At 65.5% G+C, this 16,278-nt stretch carries 16 protein-coding genes; 12 read left to right on the forward strand and 4 right to left on the reverse strand.

Annotation, left to right across the window (positions count from 1 at the left end; genetic code table 11):
• Nucleotides 1-297: 297 nt before the first annotated feature.
• Nucleotides 298-1,275 (reverse strand): alpha/beta hydrolase family protein, encoded by a 978-nt coding sequence (locus tag HZF05_RS05545; protein WP_160363376.1) that lies wholly within the window; start codon nucleotides 1,273-1,275, stop codon nucleotides 298-300.
• Nucleotides 1,276-1,391: 116 nt separating this feature from the next.
• Here HZF05_RS05545 and HZF05_RS05550 point away from each other — a divergent pair, with 116 nt between their 5' ends.
• The 11 genes from HZF05_RS05550 to HZF05_RS05600 all read left to right on the forward strand — a co-directional run bounded on the left by HZF05_RS05550 (nucleotide 1,392) and on the right by HZF05_RS05600 (nucleotide 11,928).
• Entirely contained in the window at nucleotides 1,392-2,012 is a 621-nt protein-coding gene (locus HZF05_RS05550) for a TetR/AcrR family transcriptional regulator (RefSeq protein WP_160363377.1), read from the forward strand.
• 101 nt (nucleotides 2,013-2,113) lie between these two features.
• The gene (locus HZF05_RS05555) at nucleotides 2,114-3,616 is read left to right on the forward strand and encodes a 2-hydroxymuconic semialdehyde dehydrogenase (RefSeq protein WP_160363378.1); all 1,503 of its coding nucleotides are present in this window, start codon (nucleotides 2,114-2,116) and stop codon (nucleotides 3,614-3,616) included.
• Nucleotide 3,617: 1 nt separating this feature from the next.
• Entirely contained in the window at nucleotides 3,618-3,824 is a 207-nt protein-coding gene (locus tag HZF05_RS05560) for a tautomerase family protein (RefSeq protein WP_160363379.1), read from the forward strand.
• A gap of 3 nt (nucleotides 3,825-3,827) precedes the next feature.
• Nucleotides 3,828-4,736, forward strand: a complete 909-nt coding sequence (locus tag HZF05_RS05565; RefSeq protein ID WP_160363380.1) for a VOC family protein — start codon at nucleotides 3,828-3,830, stop codon at nucleotides 4,734-4,736.
• Entirely contained in the window at nucleotides 4,726-5,412 is a 687-nt protein-coding gene (locus tag HZF05_RS05570; protein ID WP_160363381.1) for a class II aldolase/adducin family protein, read from the forward strand. Before HZF05_RS05565 ends, HZF05_RS05570 begins: the two co-directional genes overlap by 11 nt.
• Before the next feature lie 23 nt (nucleotides 5,413-5,435).
• Nucleotides 5,436-6,227, forward strand: a complete 792-nt coding sequence (locus tag HZF05_RS05575; RefSeq protein WP_181638816.1) for a 2-keto-4-pentenoate hydratase — start codon at nucleotides 5,436-5,438, stop codon at nucleotides 6,225-6,227.
• Nucleotides 6,224-7,168, forward strand: a complete 945-nt coding sequence (locus HZF05_RS05580) for an acetaldehyde dehydrogenase (acetylating) (RefSeq protein WP_160363383.1) — start codon at nucleotides 6,224-6,226, stop codon at nucleotides 7,166-7,168. The genes HZF05_RS05575 and HZF05_RS05580 overlap by 4 nt, the downstream gene beginning before the upstream one ends.
• A complete protein-coding gene (gene dmpG, locus HZF05_RS05585; protein ID WP_160363384.1) occupies nucleotides 7,165-8,199 on the forward strand; it encodes a 4-hydroxy-2-oxovalerate aldolase in 1,035 nt (344 codons plus the stop codon). Before HZF05_RS05580 ends, dmpG begins: the two co-directional genes overlap by 4 nt.
• Entirely contained in the window at nucleotides 8,199-8,963 is a 765-nt protein-coding gene (locus HZF05_RS05590) for a 2-keto-4-pentenoate hydratase (RefSeq protein WP_160363385.1), read from the forward strand. Before dmpG ends, HZF05_RS05590 begins: the two co-directional genes overlap by 1 nt.
• Before the next feature lie 9 nt (nucleotides 8,964-8,972).
• Complete coding sequence (locus tag HZF05_RS05595; RefSeq protein ID WP_160363386.1) at nucleotides 8,973-10,427, forward strand: carboxylesterase/lipase family protein; 1,455 nt, start codon at nucleotides 8,973-8,975, stop codon at nucleotides 10,425-10,427.
• Between the two features lie 19 nt (nucleotides 10,428-10,446).
• Entirely contained in the window at nucleotides 10,447-11,928 is a 1,482-nt protein-coding gene (locus HZF05_RS05600; RefSeq protein ID WP_160363387.1) for an aldehyde dehydrogenase family protein, read from the forward strand.
• An 11-nt stretch (nucleotides 11,929-11,939) separates the two neighbouring features.
• Here HZF05_RS05600 and HZF05_RS22260 read toward each other — a convergent pair whose 3' ends face one another.
• Nucleotides 11,940-13,544 (reverse strand): GMC family oxidoreductase N-terminal domain-containing protein, encoded by a 1,605-nt coding sequence (locus HZF05_RS22260; RefSeq protein ID WP_160363388.1) that lies wholly within the window; start codon nucleotides 13,542-13,544, stop codon nucleotides 11,940-11,942.
• A gap of 167 nt (nucleotides 13,545-13,711) precedes the next feature.
• Here HZF05_RS22260 and HZF05_RS05610 point away from each other — a divergent pair, with 167 nt between their 5' ends.
• The gene (locus tag HZF05_RS05610; RefSeq protein WP_160363389.1) at nucleotides 13,712-14,272 is read left to right on the forward strand and encodes a MarR family winged helix-turn-helix transcriptional regulator; all 561 of its coding nucleotides are present in this window, start codon (nucleotides 13,712-13,714) and stop codon (nucleotides 14,270-14,272) included.
• Nucleotides 14,273-14,304: 32 nt separating this feature from the next.
• Here HZF05_RS05610 and HZF05_RS05615 read toward each other — a convergent pair whose 3' ends face one another.
• Together HZF05_RS05615 and HZF05_RS22110 are read right to left on the reverse strand one after the other, a co-directional pair.
• Nucleotides 14,305-14,859 carry a 3-phenylpropionate/cinnamic acid dioxygenase subunit beta gene (locus tag HZF05_RS05615; protein ID WP_181638819.1) on the reverse strand — a complete coding sequence of 185 codons (555 nt, stop codon included), beginning with the start codon at nucleotides 14,857-14,859 and terminating at the stop codon, nucleotides 14,305-14,307.
• Nucleotides 14,856-16,202: an aromatic ring-hydroxylating oxygenase subunit alpha gene (locus HZF05_RS22110; protein WP_281367464.1), complete on the reverse strand. Its 1,347-nt coding sequence runs from the start codon at nucleotides 16,200-16,202 to the stop codon at nucleotides 14,856-14,858. Before HZF05_RS22110 ends, HZF05_RS05615 begins: the two co-directional genes overlap by 4 nt.
• Nucleotides 16,203-16,278 lie beyond the last annotated feature (76 nt).

Here is a 16,278-nt window from a genome sequence, read left to right on the forward strand (position 1 = left end):
GAGGCATCCTCGGGGGGTTGCAGCCAATCTGGTTGAAGATACCCGAGACGACCTCCAGGACGAGGGGTCATATCGGACGCACGCCATATACAGCTAGAGCCCCCGGTCATCGAAGCGGAGAGAATTCAGCTCGATAGAGAGGGCATATCGAGTTCATCCTCGTTAGGCGCGACCGGACGACGGTCAGGCATCACTCCGCGCTGCCATTCGGTGCGATGGCAGATTTCATGGCGAATCTTGAGCAGGAACGGCACGATCGATATAGGCTCGATGTCCCGGTCATCTTCAAAGCACTATTCATCCCACGAACTTCGTATCGACGTGGCCTAAGTTTCCCGCTTTATCCGTGAGGGCGGTGCACGCTTCCGGCCAAGATAGGTCGTCAACATAAAGCGCCGACCGCAGATAAGCGCTCGTCATCCGTTGTACAGTGGCCAGCCTGTCGGGATCTTCGTCGTCGGTCTCCTTGGCATCGTATCCGGCAATCCCGCCAATCCCATGCCGCCCTCCATGTATCGTCAGCTTGGCATCACAAGCCGGACCATCGTTATATGCCGCATCATACCATTCCGGCCCACGCACGGTCATGAAGGGGTTGGTGTCGGCGTCTCCGACGACGACCAGCGCGCGCGTCCTCAAATGGGTGTAATCGGGGTTCAGAAACGAGAAATTCTCGCGCACGAAATCGCTCAGATCATCGCCGCCTCGACCCGGAGGCGTCAGGAGCACGCCGGCCTTGATGCGCGACTCGAACATATCGACGTCGGTCGCGGTCGCGTCCTTCGGATCGGTCAGGTGGGCGCCGAGCAGCATCCCGACCGTCTGTCCGCCCATTGAGTGACCAACCGCCGCGATCCGGTCATGATCGAACCGCCCCGTAAAAGCAGGGGTGCCGGCTTCGATATCCTCCAGGCGGTCGAGGATGAGCGTCATCTCCTGCACGCGCTCTCGCCAGAACAGCGGGGCGCCTGGGCGATCGCGCGGGAGGCCCGCGATCTTCGAATTGGCATGAGACGGCTGCACGACCACGAAGCCCTGTTCCGCATAGAAGTTGGCGAGCGGCCCATAGCCGTCCTTGGAGGGCAGATAGAGGGACGGGCCATCGCCATGCGACAGCAGGAGGATAGGCAGATCGGAGCCGGAGACGGGCGCGGTGATCCTGAGTTCGAGAGGATAGGGACGCCACGCCGCTTCAAGCCGTATCGGGCTGATCGATATCGTCTGCAAGCACTCGCGGACCGGCAGATGTTGGGCTGTGTCGATAAGGTGGTTCATGGATCATCCTTGCTACGCATTGGCGCCCGGCGCCCGCGCGCCTAGAATGGAATCGGATCGCTGATCCGAATCAGAGATACGGAACATTGATCCGTTTATCAATAGTGGAGGTGGGTTTGGATAGCGCCACGAGCAGCGCGGGCGAGGAACTTGGGACGGTTAAGGCGACGCGCGCCCTGCGCGCCGACGCCCAGCGCAGTGAAGAAGCGGTCCTCGAAGCCGCCACTCGCGTTTTCGTGGAGTACGGCGTCGATGCTCCGATCCGCACCATCGCCAGCACGGCCGGCGTGGGACTGGGGACGCTGTACCGACGCTTCCCAAAGCGTTCCGATCTGATCGCATCGGTGTTCCGCCGCGAGATCGACGCGTGTGGCGACGCGGCGGAGAGCTTCGCGCGGGATCATGGCCCGATGGAAGCGCTCGTCCTGTGGCTCCGCCGCTATGTCGAGTTCATGTCGACGAAGAAGGGGTTGTCGGCGGCTCTCCACTCCGGGGATCCGGCCTATGATGCGCTTCCCGATTATTTCAGATCGCGATTCGAACCCGCCCTGACGACTCTGTTGCACGCAGCCGCTGCGGCTGGGGACGTCCGTCGGGATATTGCGGCCTACGACATTCTGCGGGCCGTCGGGAATCTGTCGGCGGCAACCGGCGCGGATGCCGGCGCTCACCTCCAGACGATGCTGAATCTCCTGATCGACGGGCTGCGTGTGCAGGCCAGTGCACCTCCTCCATAAGCTATGTCTAAATAAATTATCATAGCATAACATATTGACGCTTTCCGATTGATGTGTATGTCTCCCTCCGACGGCCATGCGATGGCCGCGAGGAGAGGCAGATGGACGCAGCGACATTGTCGGCCGACGGTGCGCACCGCGTGCAGGCGCAGACCCGGTTGCCAAATTTCATCGGTGGTCGCTTCGTCGATGGCGGGGCGCCATTCGACGTCCGCAATCCGGCGACGGGCGATGTGCATGCCGTGGCTTACGAGGCGGATGCGGCGATGGTCGATGCGGCGGTTGCCGCGGCACGCGAGTGCGTCGAGGGGGAGTGGGGGCATATGCCGCTCGCCCGGCGGCGCGCCCTGCTCATGAAGGTCGCGGACGGCATCGAGCGGCGCTTCGACGAGTTCCTCGAGGCCGAGATCGCCGATACGGGCAAGCCCCGCGCGATGGCGGCCCACCTCGATATTCCGCGTGGCGCCGCGAATTTCCGTGTGTTCGCGGACTTCATCGCCAGCCTTCCCGACGAGGCATTCGAGATGGACACGCCCGACGGCGGGCGGGCCATCAATTATTCGGTCCGCAAGCCTCTGGGCGTCGTCGGCGTGATCGCGCCGTGGAACCTGCCGCTGCTGCTCATGACGTGGAAGGTCGCCCCGGCGATGGCGTGCGGCAACGCGGTGATCGTCAAGCCGTCCGAGGAGACGCCCTCGACCACGACATTGCTTGCCGAGGTGATGAACGAGGTCGGCGTCCCGGCCGGCGCCTTCAACGTCCTTCACGGCTTCGGCCCCAATTCGACCGGCGAGCGGTTGACCTCACACCCCGGGCTGCGCGCCATCACTTTCACGGGCGAGACGCGGACGGGTGCCGCGATCATGCGTTCCGCCGCGTCAACCACCAAGGCATTGTCCTTCGAGCTCGGCGGCAAAAATCCGGCGATCGTCTTTGCGGATTGCGATTTCGACGCGGCGGTGGCGGGCCTGGCGCGGGCGGCCTTCCTCAATACGGGACAGGTCTGCCTGGCGCCGGAGCGGATATACGTGGAGCGCCCGATCTTCGAGCGTTTCGTCGCCGCGATGAAGGAACGGGCCGAGGCACTGCGGCCAGGTCTGCCTCACGACGAGAGCACCGATCTCGGCCCTCTGATATCGCACGAGCATCGCGAGAAGGTGCTGGGCTATTATAGTCTGGCGATCGAAGAGGGAGCCAAGCTGGTCACGGGAGGCGGCGTTCCCGATCTCACCGGCGCGGCCGCAGGTGGCTATTTCGTCGAGCCGACCATCTGGACGGGGCTCCCGCAGACTGCGCGCGTCACGCGTGAGGAAATATTCGGTCCCTGCTGCCATATCGCGCCCTTCGACAGCGAGGAGGAGGCGATCTGCCTCGCCAACGATACCGATTACGGTCTGGCCTCTTCCGTGTGGACCCGCGAACTGTCCCGCGCGCACCGCGTCGGCCGGGCGATGGCGGTCGGCATCAGCTGGGTGAATTGCTGGTTCCTGCGCGACCTGAGAACGGCGTTCGGCGGTGCCAGGCAATCCGGCTTCGGGCGGGAAGGCGGCGCGCATTCCATCGCCTTCTATTCCGAGATCACCAACATCTGCGTGAAGGTGTGAGATGCCACTTGCTCAGATCAGCATCCTGGAAGGTCGCAGCGAGGCAATGATCTCGCGGATGGCCGAGGACGTCACCCAGGCAATCTCGGTCGCGCTCGCGACGCCGCGGGACAAGATCCGCATCGTGGTGACGGAGATCCCGACCGAACGCTGGTTCATCGCCGGCGAGTCCGTCGGTGCCCGCGCCCGCGCCGCTGACAAGGGCTGAGCCATGACCGATCTTCACGATATCCGCTACGTCCGGGTCGGCACCGAGCGGCTCGACGAGAGCGTCGAGTTCGCCACGCGGATCCTCGGACTGGAGCTCGTCGCGCGCGATTCACATGCCGCCTATCTGCGGGGCGACGATCGCGATCACAACGTCTGCTATGTGAAGGGCGAGGGGTCCGGGCACGCCGTTGGCTTCGAGATGAAGTCGTCGTCGCTGCTGGATCGCGTCGCGACCGAACTCCAGAACGCGGGCATCGCCGTCCATCATGGGCGCGCGGAGGAATGCGAGCAGCGCCGCGTCCGCGACATGATCCGCTTCACCGATCCCAGCGGCAATCGGATCGAGCTGGTGGCGCGGCCGGACGCCAGCGGAACCCGCTATTTCCCGTCGCGCGACGCCGGCATCACATCCTTCAGCCATGTCGGTATGCGGACGACCGACGCAGCGACTGATGAGGCCTTTTGGACGCAGCGGCTTGGCGCGCGGGTCAGCGACTGGATCGGCGATGCCGCACTGCTGCGGATCGACGGGGTGCACCACAAGATCGCCCTGTTCCCTTCGCCTGTCCCCGGCGTCCAGCACATCAACTTTCAGGTCGCCGAAGTCGATGACATCATGTCATCCTGGTATTTCCTGCGCGAGCAAGGCGTGCGGATCGCCTTCGGGCCGGGGCGGCACGCGACGTCGGGCGCTCGCTTCCTCTATTTTTACGGCCCGGACGGCATGATCTACGAATATTCGTGCGGTGTTCGAATCTTTACGCCTGAGGAGGATCGCGATCACGTGCCGCGGCAGTTCCCGCGCGAGCCACGCAGCTACTGCATGTGGGGATCGAAACCCGATATCGCCGAATTCAAGGCGCCGTCCGCGTGCGAGGCGCCTCAGCCGCAGTTTGCCAATGTCGGCTGAAGCGCACCTCGGGCTGAGACTGGCGGCGCGCGCAATGGGCCGCCATGGTCTCGCTCACGCTTACGGACATGTCAGCAGCCGGATCGATGACCAGACGTTTCTGGTCGGGCCGCCTCGGCCGCTGTCGACGGTGCCCGTCGACGCGCGCGGTACCGTGGTCTCAATCGAAGCGCCGCTGCCGGCCGGGGTGCTCGGAGAGGTTCGAATTCACCGCGAGATCTATCGGCGCAGGGCCGATGTCGGCGGGATCTGTCGTGTGCAGCCCCCGGCGCTGATGGCGCTCTCGGCCGTGGGGCGAACTCCTCGCGCCGTGCACGGCCTAGGGGTCTATTTCGCGCCGTCCCCGCCGATCTGGTGGGGAACCGCACTGATCCGCGACGACGTGTCCGCGGCGCGAGTCGCCGAGACATTGGACGGCGCAAACGCCATCGTGCTGCGCGGCAACGGGGCGGTGACGACGGGCCTCAACATCGAGATGGCTTGTGCTCACGCCTTCTTCCTTGAGGATGCAGCGCGGATCGAACTCGCATTAATGACCGCCCGGGCTGCCGGGATCGAGCCGATCGAATTCGATGAGTCGGAGGTGCGGGGACGGGCCACCGGATCCGGCAGCATCTACGAGCGCATGTGGCAATTCCTCTGTTTTGGAGATGTCGAATGGAAGGATGCGGCGTGATTCCCGCCGGAAGCGCCTCCGGGATGCAGGCGCATGCGGACCGCCTTGCGGCGGCTTATCGCGCGGGCGCTGTTGCACCGATCCGTGATCAAGCGGGCGCCGCCACGATCGATGACGCCTATGCGATCCAATCGGTCAATACCGACCGCTGGCTGGCGGAGGGCCGCATCATCGTCGGTGCCAAGACCGGCCTGACATCGAAAGCTGTCCAGAAACAACTCGGCGTCGATCAGCCCGATTTCGGCGTGCTGTTCGCCGACATGGCGATCGAGGATGGGGCGACGATCGAGGCCGGAATATTGCTACAGCCCAAGGTGGAGGCGGAGATCGCCTTCGTCATGGCGCGCACGCCCGACGTGGAGCGGCTGACTACCGCCGAAATCCTCTCGTCGATCGATTATGCACTGCCGGCTCTGGAGATCGTCGACAGCCGCATCCGCGGCTGGGACATCGGAATCGTCGACACGGTCGCCGACAACGCCTCGTGCGGGCTGTTCGCTTTGGGCACGCGACCCGTGGCGCTCGACGCGGTCGATCTCAGGCTCTGCGGGATGGTGCTCGAAAAGAACGGCGATCCCGTCAGCTTCGGCGCGGGGGCCGCATGCCTTGGGCACCCGCTGCACGCGCTGGGATGGCTGGCGCGGACGCTCGCGCGTGTCGGCCGGCCTCTCCGGGCGGGCGATGTCGTCCTGTCGGGCGCACTCGGCCCGATGGTCGAGGCGCATCCGGGCGATACCTTCGAGACGCGGATCGACGGCATCGGCAGGGTTCGCGTGACTTTCGGACAGCAAGCAGGATCGGGCAGGGCAGCATGACGGCAAGGATCAAGGCAGCCATCATCGGTTCGGGCAATATCGGCACCGACCTGATGATCAAGATGGTCAAATATCCCCAGAATATGGAGCTGGTCGCGGTCGTCGGCATCGACGAGGCTTCCGAGGGCCTCGCGATGGCGCGCGAGTACGGCATTGAGACCACGCATCTCGGTATCGACGGGCTGAAGGGCCTTGCCGCCTATCCGCAGATAGACATCGTCTTCGACGCGACCTCGGCCTATGCGCACAAGGTGCACGACGCGGTGTTGCGCGCGGACGGCAAGCAGGTCGTCGACCTGACTCCCGCCGCGATCGGCCCGTTCATCATCCCACCGGTCAACGGCGATGCCAATCTCGACCAGCCCAACGTCAACATGGTCACCTGCGGCGGGCAGGCGACCATCCCGATGGTGGCGGCGGTCTCCCGGGTCGCGACCGTCCATTATGCCGAGATCGTCGCCTCGGTGTCCTCGCGCTCGGCGGGGCCGGGGACGCGCGCCAATATCGACGAATTCACACGCACGACTGCAGCGGCGATCGAGAAGGTCGGCGGCGCGGCCAAGGGTAAGGCGATCATCATCCTCAACCCCGCGGAACCGCCGATGATCATGCGCGACACGGTGTTCACTCTCTCCGAAGGCGCCGACGAGGATCGGATCCGGGCATCCGTCGAGGAGATGGTGCAGAAGGTGCAGTCCTACGTGCCGGGCTACCGCCTCAAGCAACAGGTCCAGTTCGAGCGCTACGGCGACAACGACCGATTGAAGATACCGGGGCATGGCGAGTTCACCGGCCTCAAGACCTCGATCTTCCTCGAGGTCGAAGGGGCGGGCGACTATCTGCCCAGCTATTCCGGCAATCTGGACATCATGACCGCCGCCGCGAAGGCCACGGGCGAGCGGTTGGCCGGGAAGATCCTGTCGAGAAAGGTCGCGGCATGACGTTCGATGTTACAAAGGACCGTCTGTACATCCAGGACGTGACGCTGCGCGACGGCATGCATGCCATCCGCCACATGTATGGCATCGATCACGTCCGGGCGATTGCGCAAGTACTGGATCAGGCGGGTGTCGACGCGATCGAGGTCGCGCATGGCGACGGCCTCAACGGCGCCAGCTTCAACTACGGGTTCGGCGCCCATACCGACTGGGAGTGGCTGGAGGCCGTCGCCGACGTGCTGACCCGGTCGGTTCTGACGACGCTGATCCTGCCGGGCGTCGGCACGGTCGAGGAGTTGCGGCGCGCCTACGATGTCGGCGTCCGTTCGGTCCGTGTCGCCACCCATTGCACCGAGGCGGACGTTTCGAAGCAGCACATCGGCATCGCACGCGATCTCGGGATGGATGTCTCGGGGTTCCTGATGATGAGCCACATGATCGAGGCGGACGCGCTCGCCGCCCAGGCGCTTCTGATGGAGAGCTACGGGGCCCGGTGCATCTACGTAACGGACAGCGGCGGCGCGCTCGACATGGACGGGGTGCGGGAGCGGCTGCGCGCTTACGATCGCGTCCTGAAGCCCGAGACACAGCGCGGCATCCACGCGCACCACAACCTCTCGCTCGGCGTCGCCAACTCGATCGTCGCGGCGCAGGAGGGAGCGGTGCGCATCGATGCCAGCCTCGCGGGCATGGGCGCGGGGGCGGGCAATGCGCCGCTCGAGGTGTTCGTCGCCGCCGCCGATCGCAAGGGCTGGAACCACGGCTGCGATGTCATGGCGCTGATGGACGCGGCCGAAGACCTCGTCCGGCCGCTGCAGGACCGCCCGGTGCGCGTCGACCGCGAGACGCTCGCGCTGGGCTATGCAGGCGTCTACTCGTCCTTCCTACGCCATGCCGAGAAGGCATCGGCGGATTATGGCATCGATACACGCGCGATCCTTGTCGAACTCGGCCGCCGAAAAATGGTCGGTGGTCAGGAGGACATGATCGTCGATGTCGCGCTCGACATGCTCAAGCAGAGGGAGGAGGCGTGATGACGCTGATCGCGGACCTCGCCGCGCGCCTTGACGGTGCTGCGCGCAACGCGACCGCCACGCCCCAGCTCGTCGAGCGACTGAACGTCGAAGATGCCTATGCGGTGCAGGCCCAGTCGATGGCGCTGCGCTATACGCGCGGCGAGCGGCGGATCGGCATCAAGATGGGCATGACCAGCCGCGCGAAAATGGCGCAGATGGGCATCCAGGATCTGCTGTGGGGTCGGCTGACCGACGCGATGCTCGTCGAGGACGGCGGGTCGATCGATTTCCCCGCCTTCGTCCACCCGCGCGTCGAGCCGGAGGTGGCCTTCCTGCTCGCCGCGCCGCTCGGCGAGACGATCACCCCGATGGCGGCGCGGGCTGCGCTGGCCGGTGTAGCGCCGGCACTCGAGATCATCGACAGCCGCTATGAGAATTTCAAATTCTCGCTCACCGACGTGATCGCCGACAACAGTTCGTCTTCGGCGTTCGTCACCGGGGCCTGGGCCGATCCGTCGACGGATCTCTCGAACCTTGGCCTGATCCTCCAGATCGACGGACAGGCGCGGCAGATCGGATCGACCGCGTCGATCCTAGGTAATCCCATCCGCTCGCTCGTCGCAGCGGCGCGGCTCGCGGCGCGGGCCGGCGAACCGCTGCAGGCGGGTGACGTGGTGATGGCGGGCGGTGCCACCGCCGCCGAGCCGCTCGCGCCCGGCCAGCATGTGCGGCTGGAGATGCAGAGGCTCGGGCAGGTCGAATTCCATGTTCGGGGCGGTTGAGGGCTGATCATGTCGGATCCCATCATCGAAACAGGCTCCGGATCGGTGCGGGGTATCCCGCTCGGCGGGGGCGTTGCCGGCTTCCGGGGTATTCCCTACGCAGCGGCACCGGTCGGCGCGCTGCGCTGGAAGCCGCCGCAGCCGGCGGCGGGCTGGGGGGGCGTGCGCGACGCGACGGCGTTCGGACACGATGCCATCCAGGTGGCGGGCCTCCGCGAGACGCGGGCGCCGGGGCAATCCGAAGACTGCCTCTATCTCAACGTCTGGGCGCCCGAGGAGCGGCGGGGAGGCGGCTGGCCGGTCATCGTCTGGTCGGGCGGCGGCGCTTTCTCGACCGGGGGCGGATCGTTCGTGGTCGAAGATCTGGCGCGCCTGGCCGCACGCGGTGCGGTTGTCGTGTCGTTCAACTACCGGCTCGGTCTGTTCGGCTTCCTCGCGCATCCTGCGCTCACCGCCGAATCCCCGACGGGCAGCTCGGGCAATTACGGGCTGATGGATCACGTCGCGGCGCTGAAATGGGTGCGCGATAATATCGCGGCGTTCGGCGGCGACAGCGGCCGCATCACCTATATGGCGGAATCGTCGGGCGCGGCGGCCGGCCTGCTGCTGCTTACCACGCCGATCGAGCGCCGTCTGTTCGACCACGCAATCTTCCTCTCGCCCGGATCGATCGCGCCGCTGCTGACCCTAGAGGAGGCCGAGCGGTCCGCCGCAGGGCTCGAAGGCTCCGTCGAAGACCTGCGGTCGATGCCGGCGGATGCCTTGCTGGCTGCGACTAAGGCACTCTCCGCCGCGCCTTCCAACCTGTCGGTGGCGCGGCCGGTGCGGCCGATCGTCGATGGCTGGCTGATCGATACCGATCGCGCCTATGAACGGGACGGTTTCGATGCGATCCCGGCGATCATCGGCACCAACGAGGATGAGGGACGCTTTTTTACACGCCGGATGGGGATCGGTTCGCAGCAAGCTTATGCTGCCTACCTGAAGAGCACGTTTGGCGACTATGCGGCCGAGGCCATGAAGCGCTACCCGGCCGGTTCTGACGCGGAGGTCGGCGAAGCCGTGGCGGCGGCCTATGGCGATGTGTCGATCAACCATCCGACCGAGAAGGTGGCTCGCGCCTTCGCGCGGCGGCAACCGAATACATATCGCTTCGTCTATTCCTATCGCCACGGCGAGACGACCCAGCCGCCGACCCATTCGGAGGAGGCCGAGACGTTTCTCGACACCCGACCTCACGTTGGCCCCGACGACGGCGAGATGGCGGAGACAGTACAGAGCTATCTTCTGGCCTTTGCCGAAAGCGGCCGGCCCAATGCGCCCGGACTGACGAAATGGCCGCGTTTCGAGCTTGGCGCGGAACAGCATCTGTCACTAGATCTTCCGGTCAGGGCCGGCGGGCGCTGGCGAGCGGATGCGATGGATTTCTGCGCCGATGTGTTCGAAACCGAACCGGCGTCATGAGCGGATCTAGGAGAGTGTGATGCAATCGAGCGACCTGCGGGAACGCGTGGTGGCGACGGCAGAAGCCGCGTCGACGCTCCTGATCGACGGCCAGTGGCGGGGTACGGGCGCCGGCGCGTCCTTCGCGAGCATCAACCCCGCCACCGGTGAGAGCATGGGTAACGTATCGGAAGGCGATCCCACCGACGTCGATGCGGCCGTCCGCGCGGCGCGGATCGCCTTCGAGGATCGGCGCTGGATCGGGCTGCCCTATCCGATGCGCGCGAAGATCCTGTTCGACATCGCCAGCCGGATCGAGGCCGAAGCCGAGCAGCTCGCGATCAACGAGACCCGCGAAAACGGCATGCCGATCGCCATGGCCCGCATGACGATCGCCAACGGCGCGCAGGCGTTCCGCTATTTCGGCGGGTGGATCGGCAAGATCCATGGCCAGACCGGCGAGATCGGCGTCGGCGATGCCTTCTTCGGCTACACGCTGAAGGAACCGGTCGGCGTCGCGGCGTTGATCGTGCCGTGGAACGGGCCGTTCATGCTGGCGTGCCACAAGCTGGCGCCCGCGCTTGCCGCCGGCTGCAGCGTCGTCGTGAAGCCCGCCGAGGATACGTCGCTCAACACGGTCAACCTCGTGCGGATCGCGATGGACGCGGGCGTGCCGGCAGGCGTCGTGAACATGGTCACCGGTTTCGGACCGGTGGTGGGGCAGGCGCTCGCCGACCATCCGGATGTCGACAAGATCAGCTTCACCGGATCGACCGCCACCGGCCGCAGGCTGATCGCAGCGTCGGTCGGCAACCTCAAGCGCCTTTCGCTCGAGCTGGGTGGCAAGTCGCCGGTCATCGTGCTCGACGATGCCGACATCGAGACGGCGGCGCCCGCGATCCTGGGCGGGATCATGAGCAATTCGGGCCAGGCCTGCCATTCTGGATCGCGCCTCTATGCGCAGCGCGGCATCTACGATCGGCTGATCCGCGCGGTATCGGATCTCGCGCAGAAATTGGTCGTCGGCGACGGCATGGACGAGCGCACCCAGATGGGGCCGGTCATCTCGCAGCGCCAGTTCGATACGGTGATGTCCTATATCGACAGTGGTGTCGCGGACGGCGCGGAGATCGCCATCGGCGGCAAGCGCCGCGGCACGACGGGCTATTTCATCGAGCCGACCATTCTCTCTCACGCCCCGGCGGACGCCACCGTGGTGCGCGAGGAGATATTCGGCCCGGTGCTTTCGGCCATGCCCTTCGACGATCTCGACTGGGCGATCGCCGAGGCCAACAGGTCGCGCTATGGACTGGCGGGCGCTGTCTATACCACGTCGCTGTCGAAGGCACATACGGTTGCGCGTGCGATCCGGGCCGGAACGATCTGGATCAACACCCACCGGCCGACCGAATTCTGGACGCCGTTCGGCGGCTACAAGGAATCCGGCTGGGGTCGTGAGGGCGGAGCGGAGGGTATCGGCGCCTTCCTGGAGACCAAGTCGGTGATCGCGCGGCTGGCTTAAGCCGGAGGGCCTCAGCCCCGCCGCGCCTTGATCATGTCCGCCGCCTTCTCGCCGATCATGATGGCGACCGCGTTCGTGTGGCCGCCGACAAGCTCCGGCATCACCGAGGCGTCGGCGACGCGCAGGCCATCGATGCCGACGACCCTAAGCTCCGGATCGACGACCGATCCGATCGCGCACGTCCCGCCCGGATGGTGCGCGGTGCCGACCACCTTGCGGACATAGGCGTCGACGGCGTCGCCTTCGGCGGCGGCGCCTGGAAAACTCTCCTCGCCGATGAAGTCCGACAGCGCGCTCTCGCGCATCAGCGAGCGCGTCCACTCGATGCTCATCCGCAGCCGCTCGACGTCTTCGCGTTCGGCGAGGAGATTGTACTGGATGCGCGGTCCGGCCACCGGATCGGCGGAGGCCAGCTCGACGAACCCGCGGCTCGCCGGACGCAGCACGACGTTCAGCGAGGTCAGCATGTCGGGCATCGGCGAACGCCATCCGGGAAACCAGATCTGGGCGGCCATGCTCGTCGGCACGAAGATATTCTCCATGTCGGGCTGCGCGAGATCGGGGCGGGAGCGCCAATAGGCGATCGAGGTGAGCGGGACACTCGCCGCGTGGCCTTTCCCCGTGAACTGCCAACGCAAAGCCGCCAGAGCGAGGCGATCGGCACGCAGCCCCTCGCCGAAGGCAAAACGCCGCTTGCCGCGAAACATCATCGGCGCGACGACATGGTCCTGCAGGTTGCGACCCACACCGTCGAGATCGTCCACGACCGTGATGCCGTGCGTGCGCAGGTGCGCCGCCGGGCCGATGCCCGAGAGCATGAGCAGATGCGGCGAGGCGAAGGCGCCGCCGCTCAGGACGACCTCGCAGTCGACCTGTGCGGTTCGAAGTTTTCCGCCCTGCCGATATTCCACGCCCGTCGCGCGGCCATTTTCAATGAGGACGCGCGTCGCATGCGCGTGGGTCTCGATCGTGAGGTTTGCCCGCCTGCGCACGGGCCTCAGGAAGGCTTCGGCGGTACTCGCCCGGCGGCCTCGGTCGATCGTCAGGTCGGGCAGCGAAAAGCCGTCAGGATCGTCGGCCTCGAAATCCTCGACCACCCGATAGCCGCGATTGCGCGCGGCGTCGTGCATGGCATGGGTGAGCGGGTCGGATCCGTCGGGCGCGGACACGGCCAGCGGGCCGGAACCGCCATGTCGGGGCGTCTCCCCGCGCCAGTTGCGCTCGGACTTCCTGAAATAGGGGAGCACGTCCTCGAAGCTCCAACCACGAGCTCCGCTCTGCGCCCACAGGTCGTAGTCGCTGGGATGGCCACGCGAATACATCATGCCGTTGACCGACGACGACCCGCCGAGCACGCGGCCGCGCGCGACCGGCAGGACGCGGTGATCGGCCATGGGTTCGGGCGCCGACTGATAGCCCCAGTCGAACAGATTCTTGGTCCGCAGCAGCCGGAAGGCGAGCGGCATGGCGATGTAGAGGCTGCGCGCCTCGCCGCCGGCCTCGAGCAGAAGCACGCGCGCGACCGGATCCTCGCTCAGCCGATTGGCGATGACGCTGCCCGCCGATCCCGCGCCGATCACGATATAGTCATAGGCCTGACCGGCCGGCGCGTTCACGAGCCACCTCCAGAGGTCGTTGCCACGCCCCTTGCGCTTCCGGCCATGGCCATTCTCCGATCATGCTGCAAATACCCAGATGCCACTAGACGGGAAGGGCGTTGCCGGATGGATAAATTATGGTAGCAGAGCATTTTTCGTCCATTCTCACCAGCGGAGAGATATCCTTGGCCGTCCGTTCCAAAAAACCGTCGAAATCCGCGACCGGGGTGGCGGGGCCGCACAAATATCAGGCGACGCATGCCGCGCTCGATCCGCTGTTCGATGGCGAAATCGACTATCTCGTCCGCACCATCCGCATCCGCGAGGTGCGCGCGATCGAGATCATGCTGAGCCCATTCGGGCTCAATCTGAGCGCCTGGTATCCGCTGGCGGTGCTGCGCGCGGCCGACGGCATGTCGCAGCGCGAGCTCGGCATCCGGCTGGATCTCAAGGATGCCGCGATCGGCAAGGCGATCGACGCGATGGAGACGGCCAGCCTGCTCCGGCGCAAGACCGACAAGACCGACCGTCGCAAGACGCTGGTTTTCCTGACGCCGAGGGGGAAGGATCTCGCCGAGAAGGTCGCGGAGCGGCGCCAGCAGTTCCTCGGTGCGCTTGTCGACGGATTTTCCAAGGCCGAGGTGAAGCAATTCACCGACTTTCTGAAGCGTTGCTATTCGAACATCGACCGGTTCGTCGAGATCGAGACCGGAGCGGCCGCCCAATCCGGCGGCGACGGAGCGTGAGGCCTTGAGCCGCCATGCTCCGGCGCTCGCCCCTAGAAAAAAGTCGTGAGGTTCTTGAAGAGCAGCTTGCTCTGATCGAGGAAGATCGAACGCTTCGCGATCCGGAAGCCATCGCCGTCGACACGCAGCACGTCGGTGCGCTTGCCGACGAAAAGCCGGATCTCCTGCTCGCGCCGATTCACATAGACGATGAAGCGGCAGCGCGTGGTGATCTCGGTGTTGGCGACGCTCTCGATCCGCAGGTTGGTGGTGATGTGCGTTGTGCGTGAAAAGGGCTCCTCCGCCCAATGGTCGCCGCCCTGGAGTTGCATCACACGTTGGAGAAGCGTGTGCTTGTCCTCGTCGAACCAGGCGACGTCCTGCCGCTCGCGGGTATATTCGGTCTCCAGCGCATCATGCTTGATGTTGCGCGCAACCGGCATCCAATAGCGGACGTCGTCCGCCAGCAGTTCGAGCCAGGCGTCGAAATTCCGCTCGTCGAGCAGTTCGCCTTCGAGTGCGAAAAAATCCTCGATCCGCTCCTTGAGGCTGGGCGCGCGATGATCGAGTGTCGTCACGGGCGCTTCGCGTTCGATATCCCCGATCACAGGCTCGCCTCCAGTTCGCGGGCGTGGACGACGCCGCCCATCATCTCCGCCCAGCGCTGGTAGAAGACGCGCTGCGCGTGTTCCGACACGCCCTCGTCGACATAGGCGCCTTCGCCCAGCCAAGGCTCCGGCCATGCCCATTGCGCATGTCCCATGTGCAGCGTGTAGTTCATCGGCAGGCGGCGCGCGGCCTCGCTTTCGGCGCCGATCTGGGCCGAGGCCCAGTTCTCGATATCGTCCTGCTCGACCATGCCGGTCGGCCCGCCATAGCGCAGCAGGTAATGGCGCAGCGCGTCCTTGACCGCCTGCGGCGCGGACTTGGGCACGAAATACCATTTCCAGACTTCGGTGCGGTTGGGCGCGCGGGGCACCCACATGGTGATCTGCCAGCGACCGGCGGAATTATAGGCGATATTGGGGAAGACGATCCCGCCGCGGTTGAGGATGCGCCCCTGCTCGCCAAGCCTTTCCTGACGCTTGTAATGCGCGTCGCGGAAATATTCGTCGACCTCGGGCAGCATCGCCCATTGCGACTGATAGTCGCGGCCCGCCTTGTCGTAGAGGCTCACGCGCGCGGCATGGCCACCGGCCGGGTAGGCGACGTTCAGGATCTTGAAGGTCTGCTTGTCGGCATCCCAGACGTGGCGCCCGCGCAGGCCCGACAGCGCGAGGCCGACGCGCTGGACCGAATTGTGGCTGACATCGTGGTACAGGTCGCCGGCATTGTTCTCGGCGCCGAACTTCCAGTTGCTGTGGATCTCGTATTTGAGGATGCCCTCGATCGTCTCGAGGCCGTCATCCTCGCCGTCCGGCCCTTGCATGAATTCGCGCAGCATCAGCGCCATGTCGCCGAGCGAGTCGTCGAACGAGGGCGCCTCGTCGCTGAAGGTCGCCCAGATCGATCCGTGGAAGATCGCCACGCGCGCCTTGATGAGACCCCACTGCTTGCGATCGAGTTTCCCGCCATAGCCTTCGCTGGAGAGTGGCAGGCCTGTGAGGTCGCCGGTATTGGCGAAGGTCCAGCCGTGATAGGGACAGGTGAAGCGCTTGGCATTGCCCTTGTCGTACCGGCAGACCGGCATGCCGCGATGCGTGCAGACGTTCAGCAGGACGTTGATCCGGTCGTCCGCGTCGCGGGTCACAACCACCGCGTCGCGTCCCGCCTGCGAGACGAAATAGTCGCCCTTATCGGGGATCTGGCTGGTGTGGCCGACGAACAACCAGGACTTGCCGTAGACGTCCCGCATCTCCTGCTCGAAAATCTCCTGATCGGCGAAGATCGACCTGTCGATCAGTCCCGACCCGGCAGCGACCAGCCGCGGATCAATCGAATCGCGTTTCATGCCTTGCCCTTTCAGCGTTCTCTCGTCCGACGCGCCATATGCCGCCGCCTGTTGCTGTTGCCACATAAGTTATGTT

It is taken from the genome of Sphingomonas chungangi, assembly GCF_013778325.1.
GTDB lineage: Bacteria > Pseudomonadota > Alphaproteobacteria > Sphingomonadales > Sphingomonadaceae > Solisphingomonas > Solisphingomonas chungangi.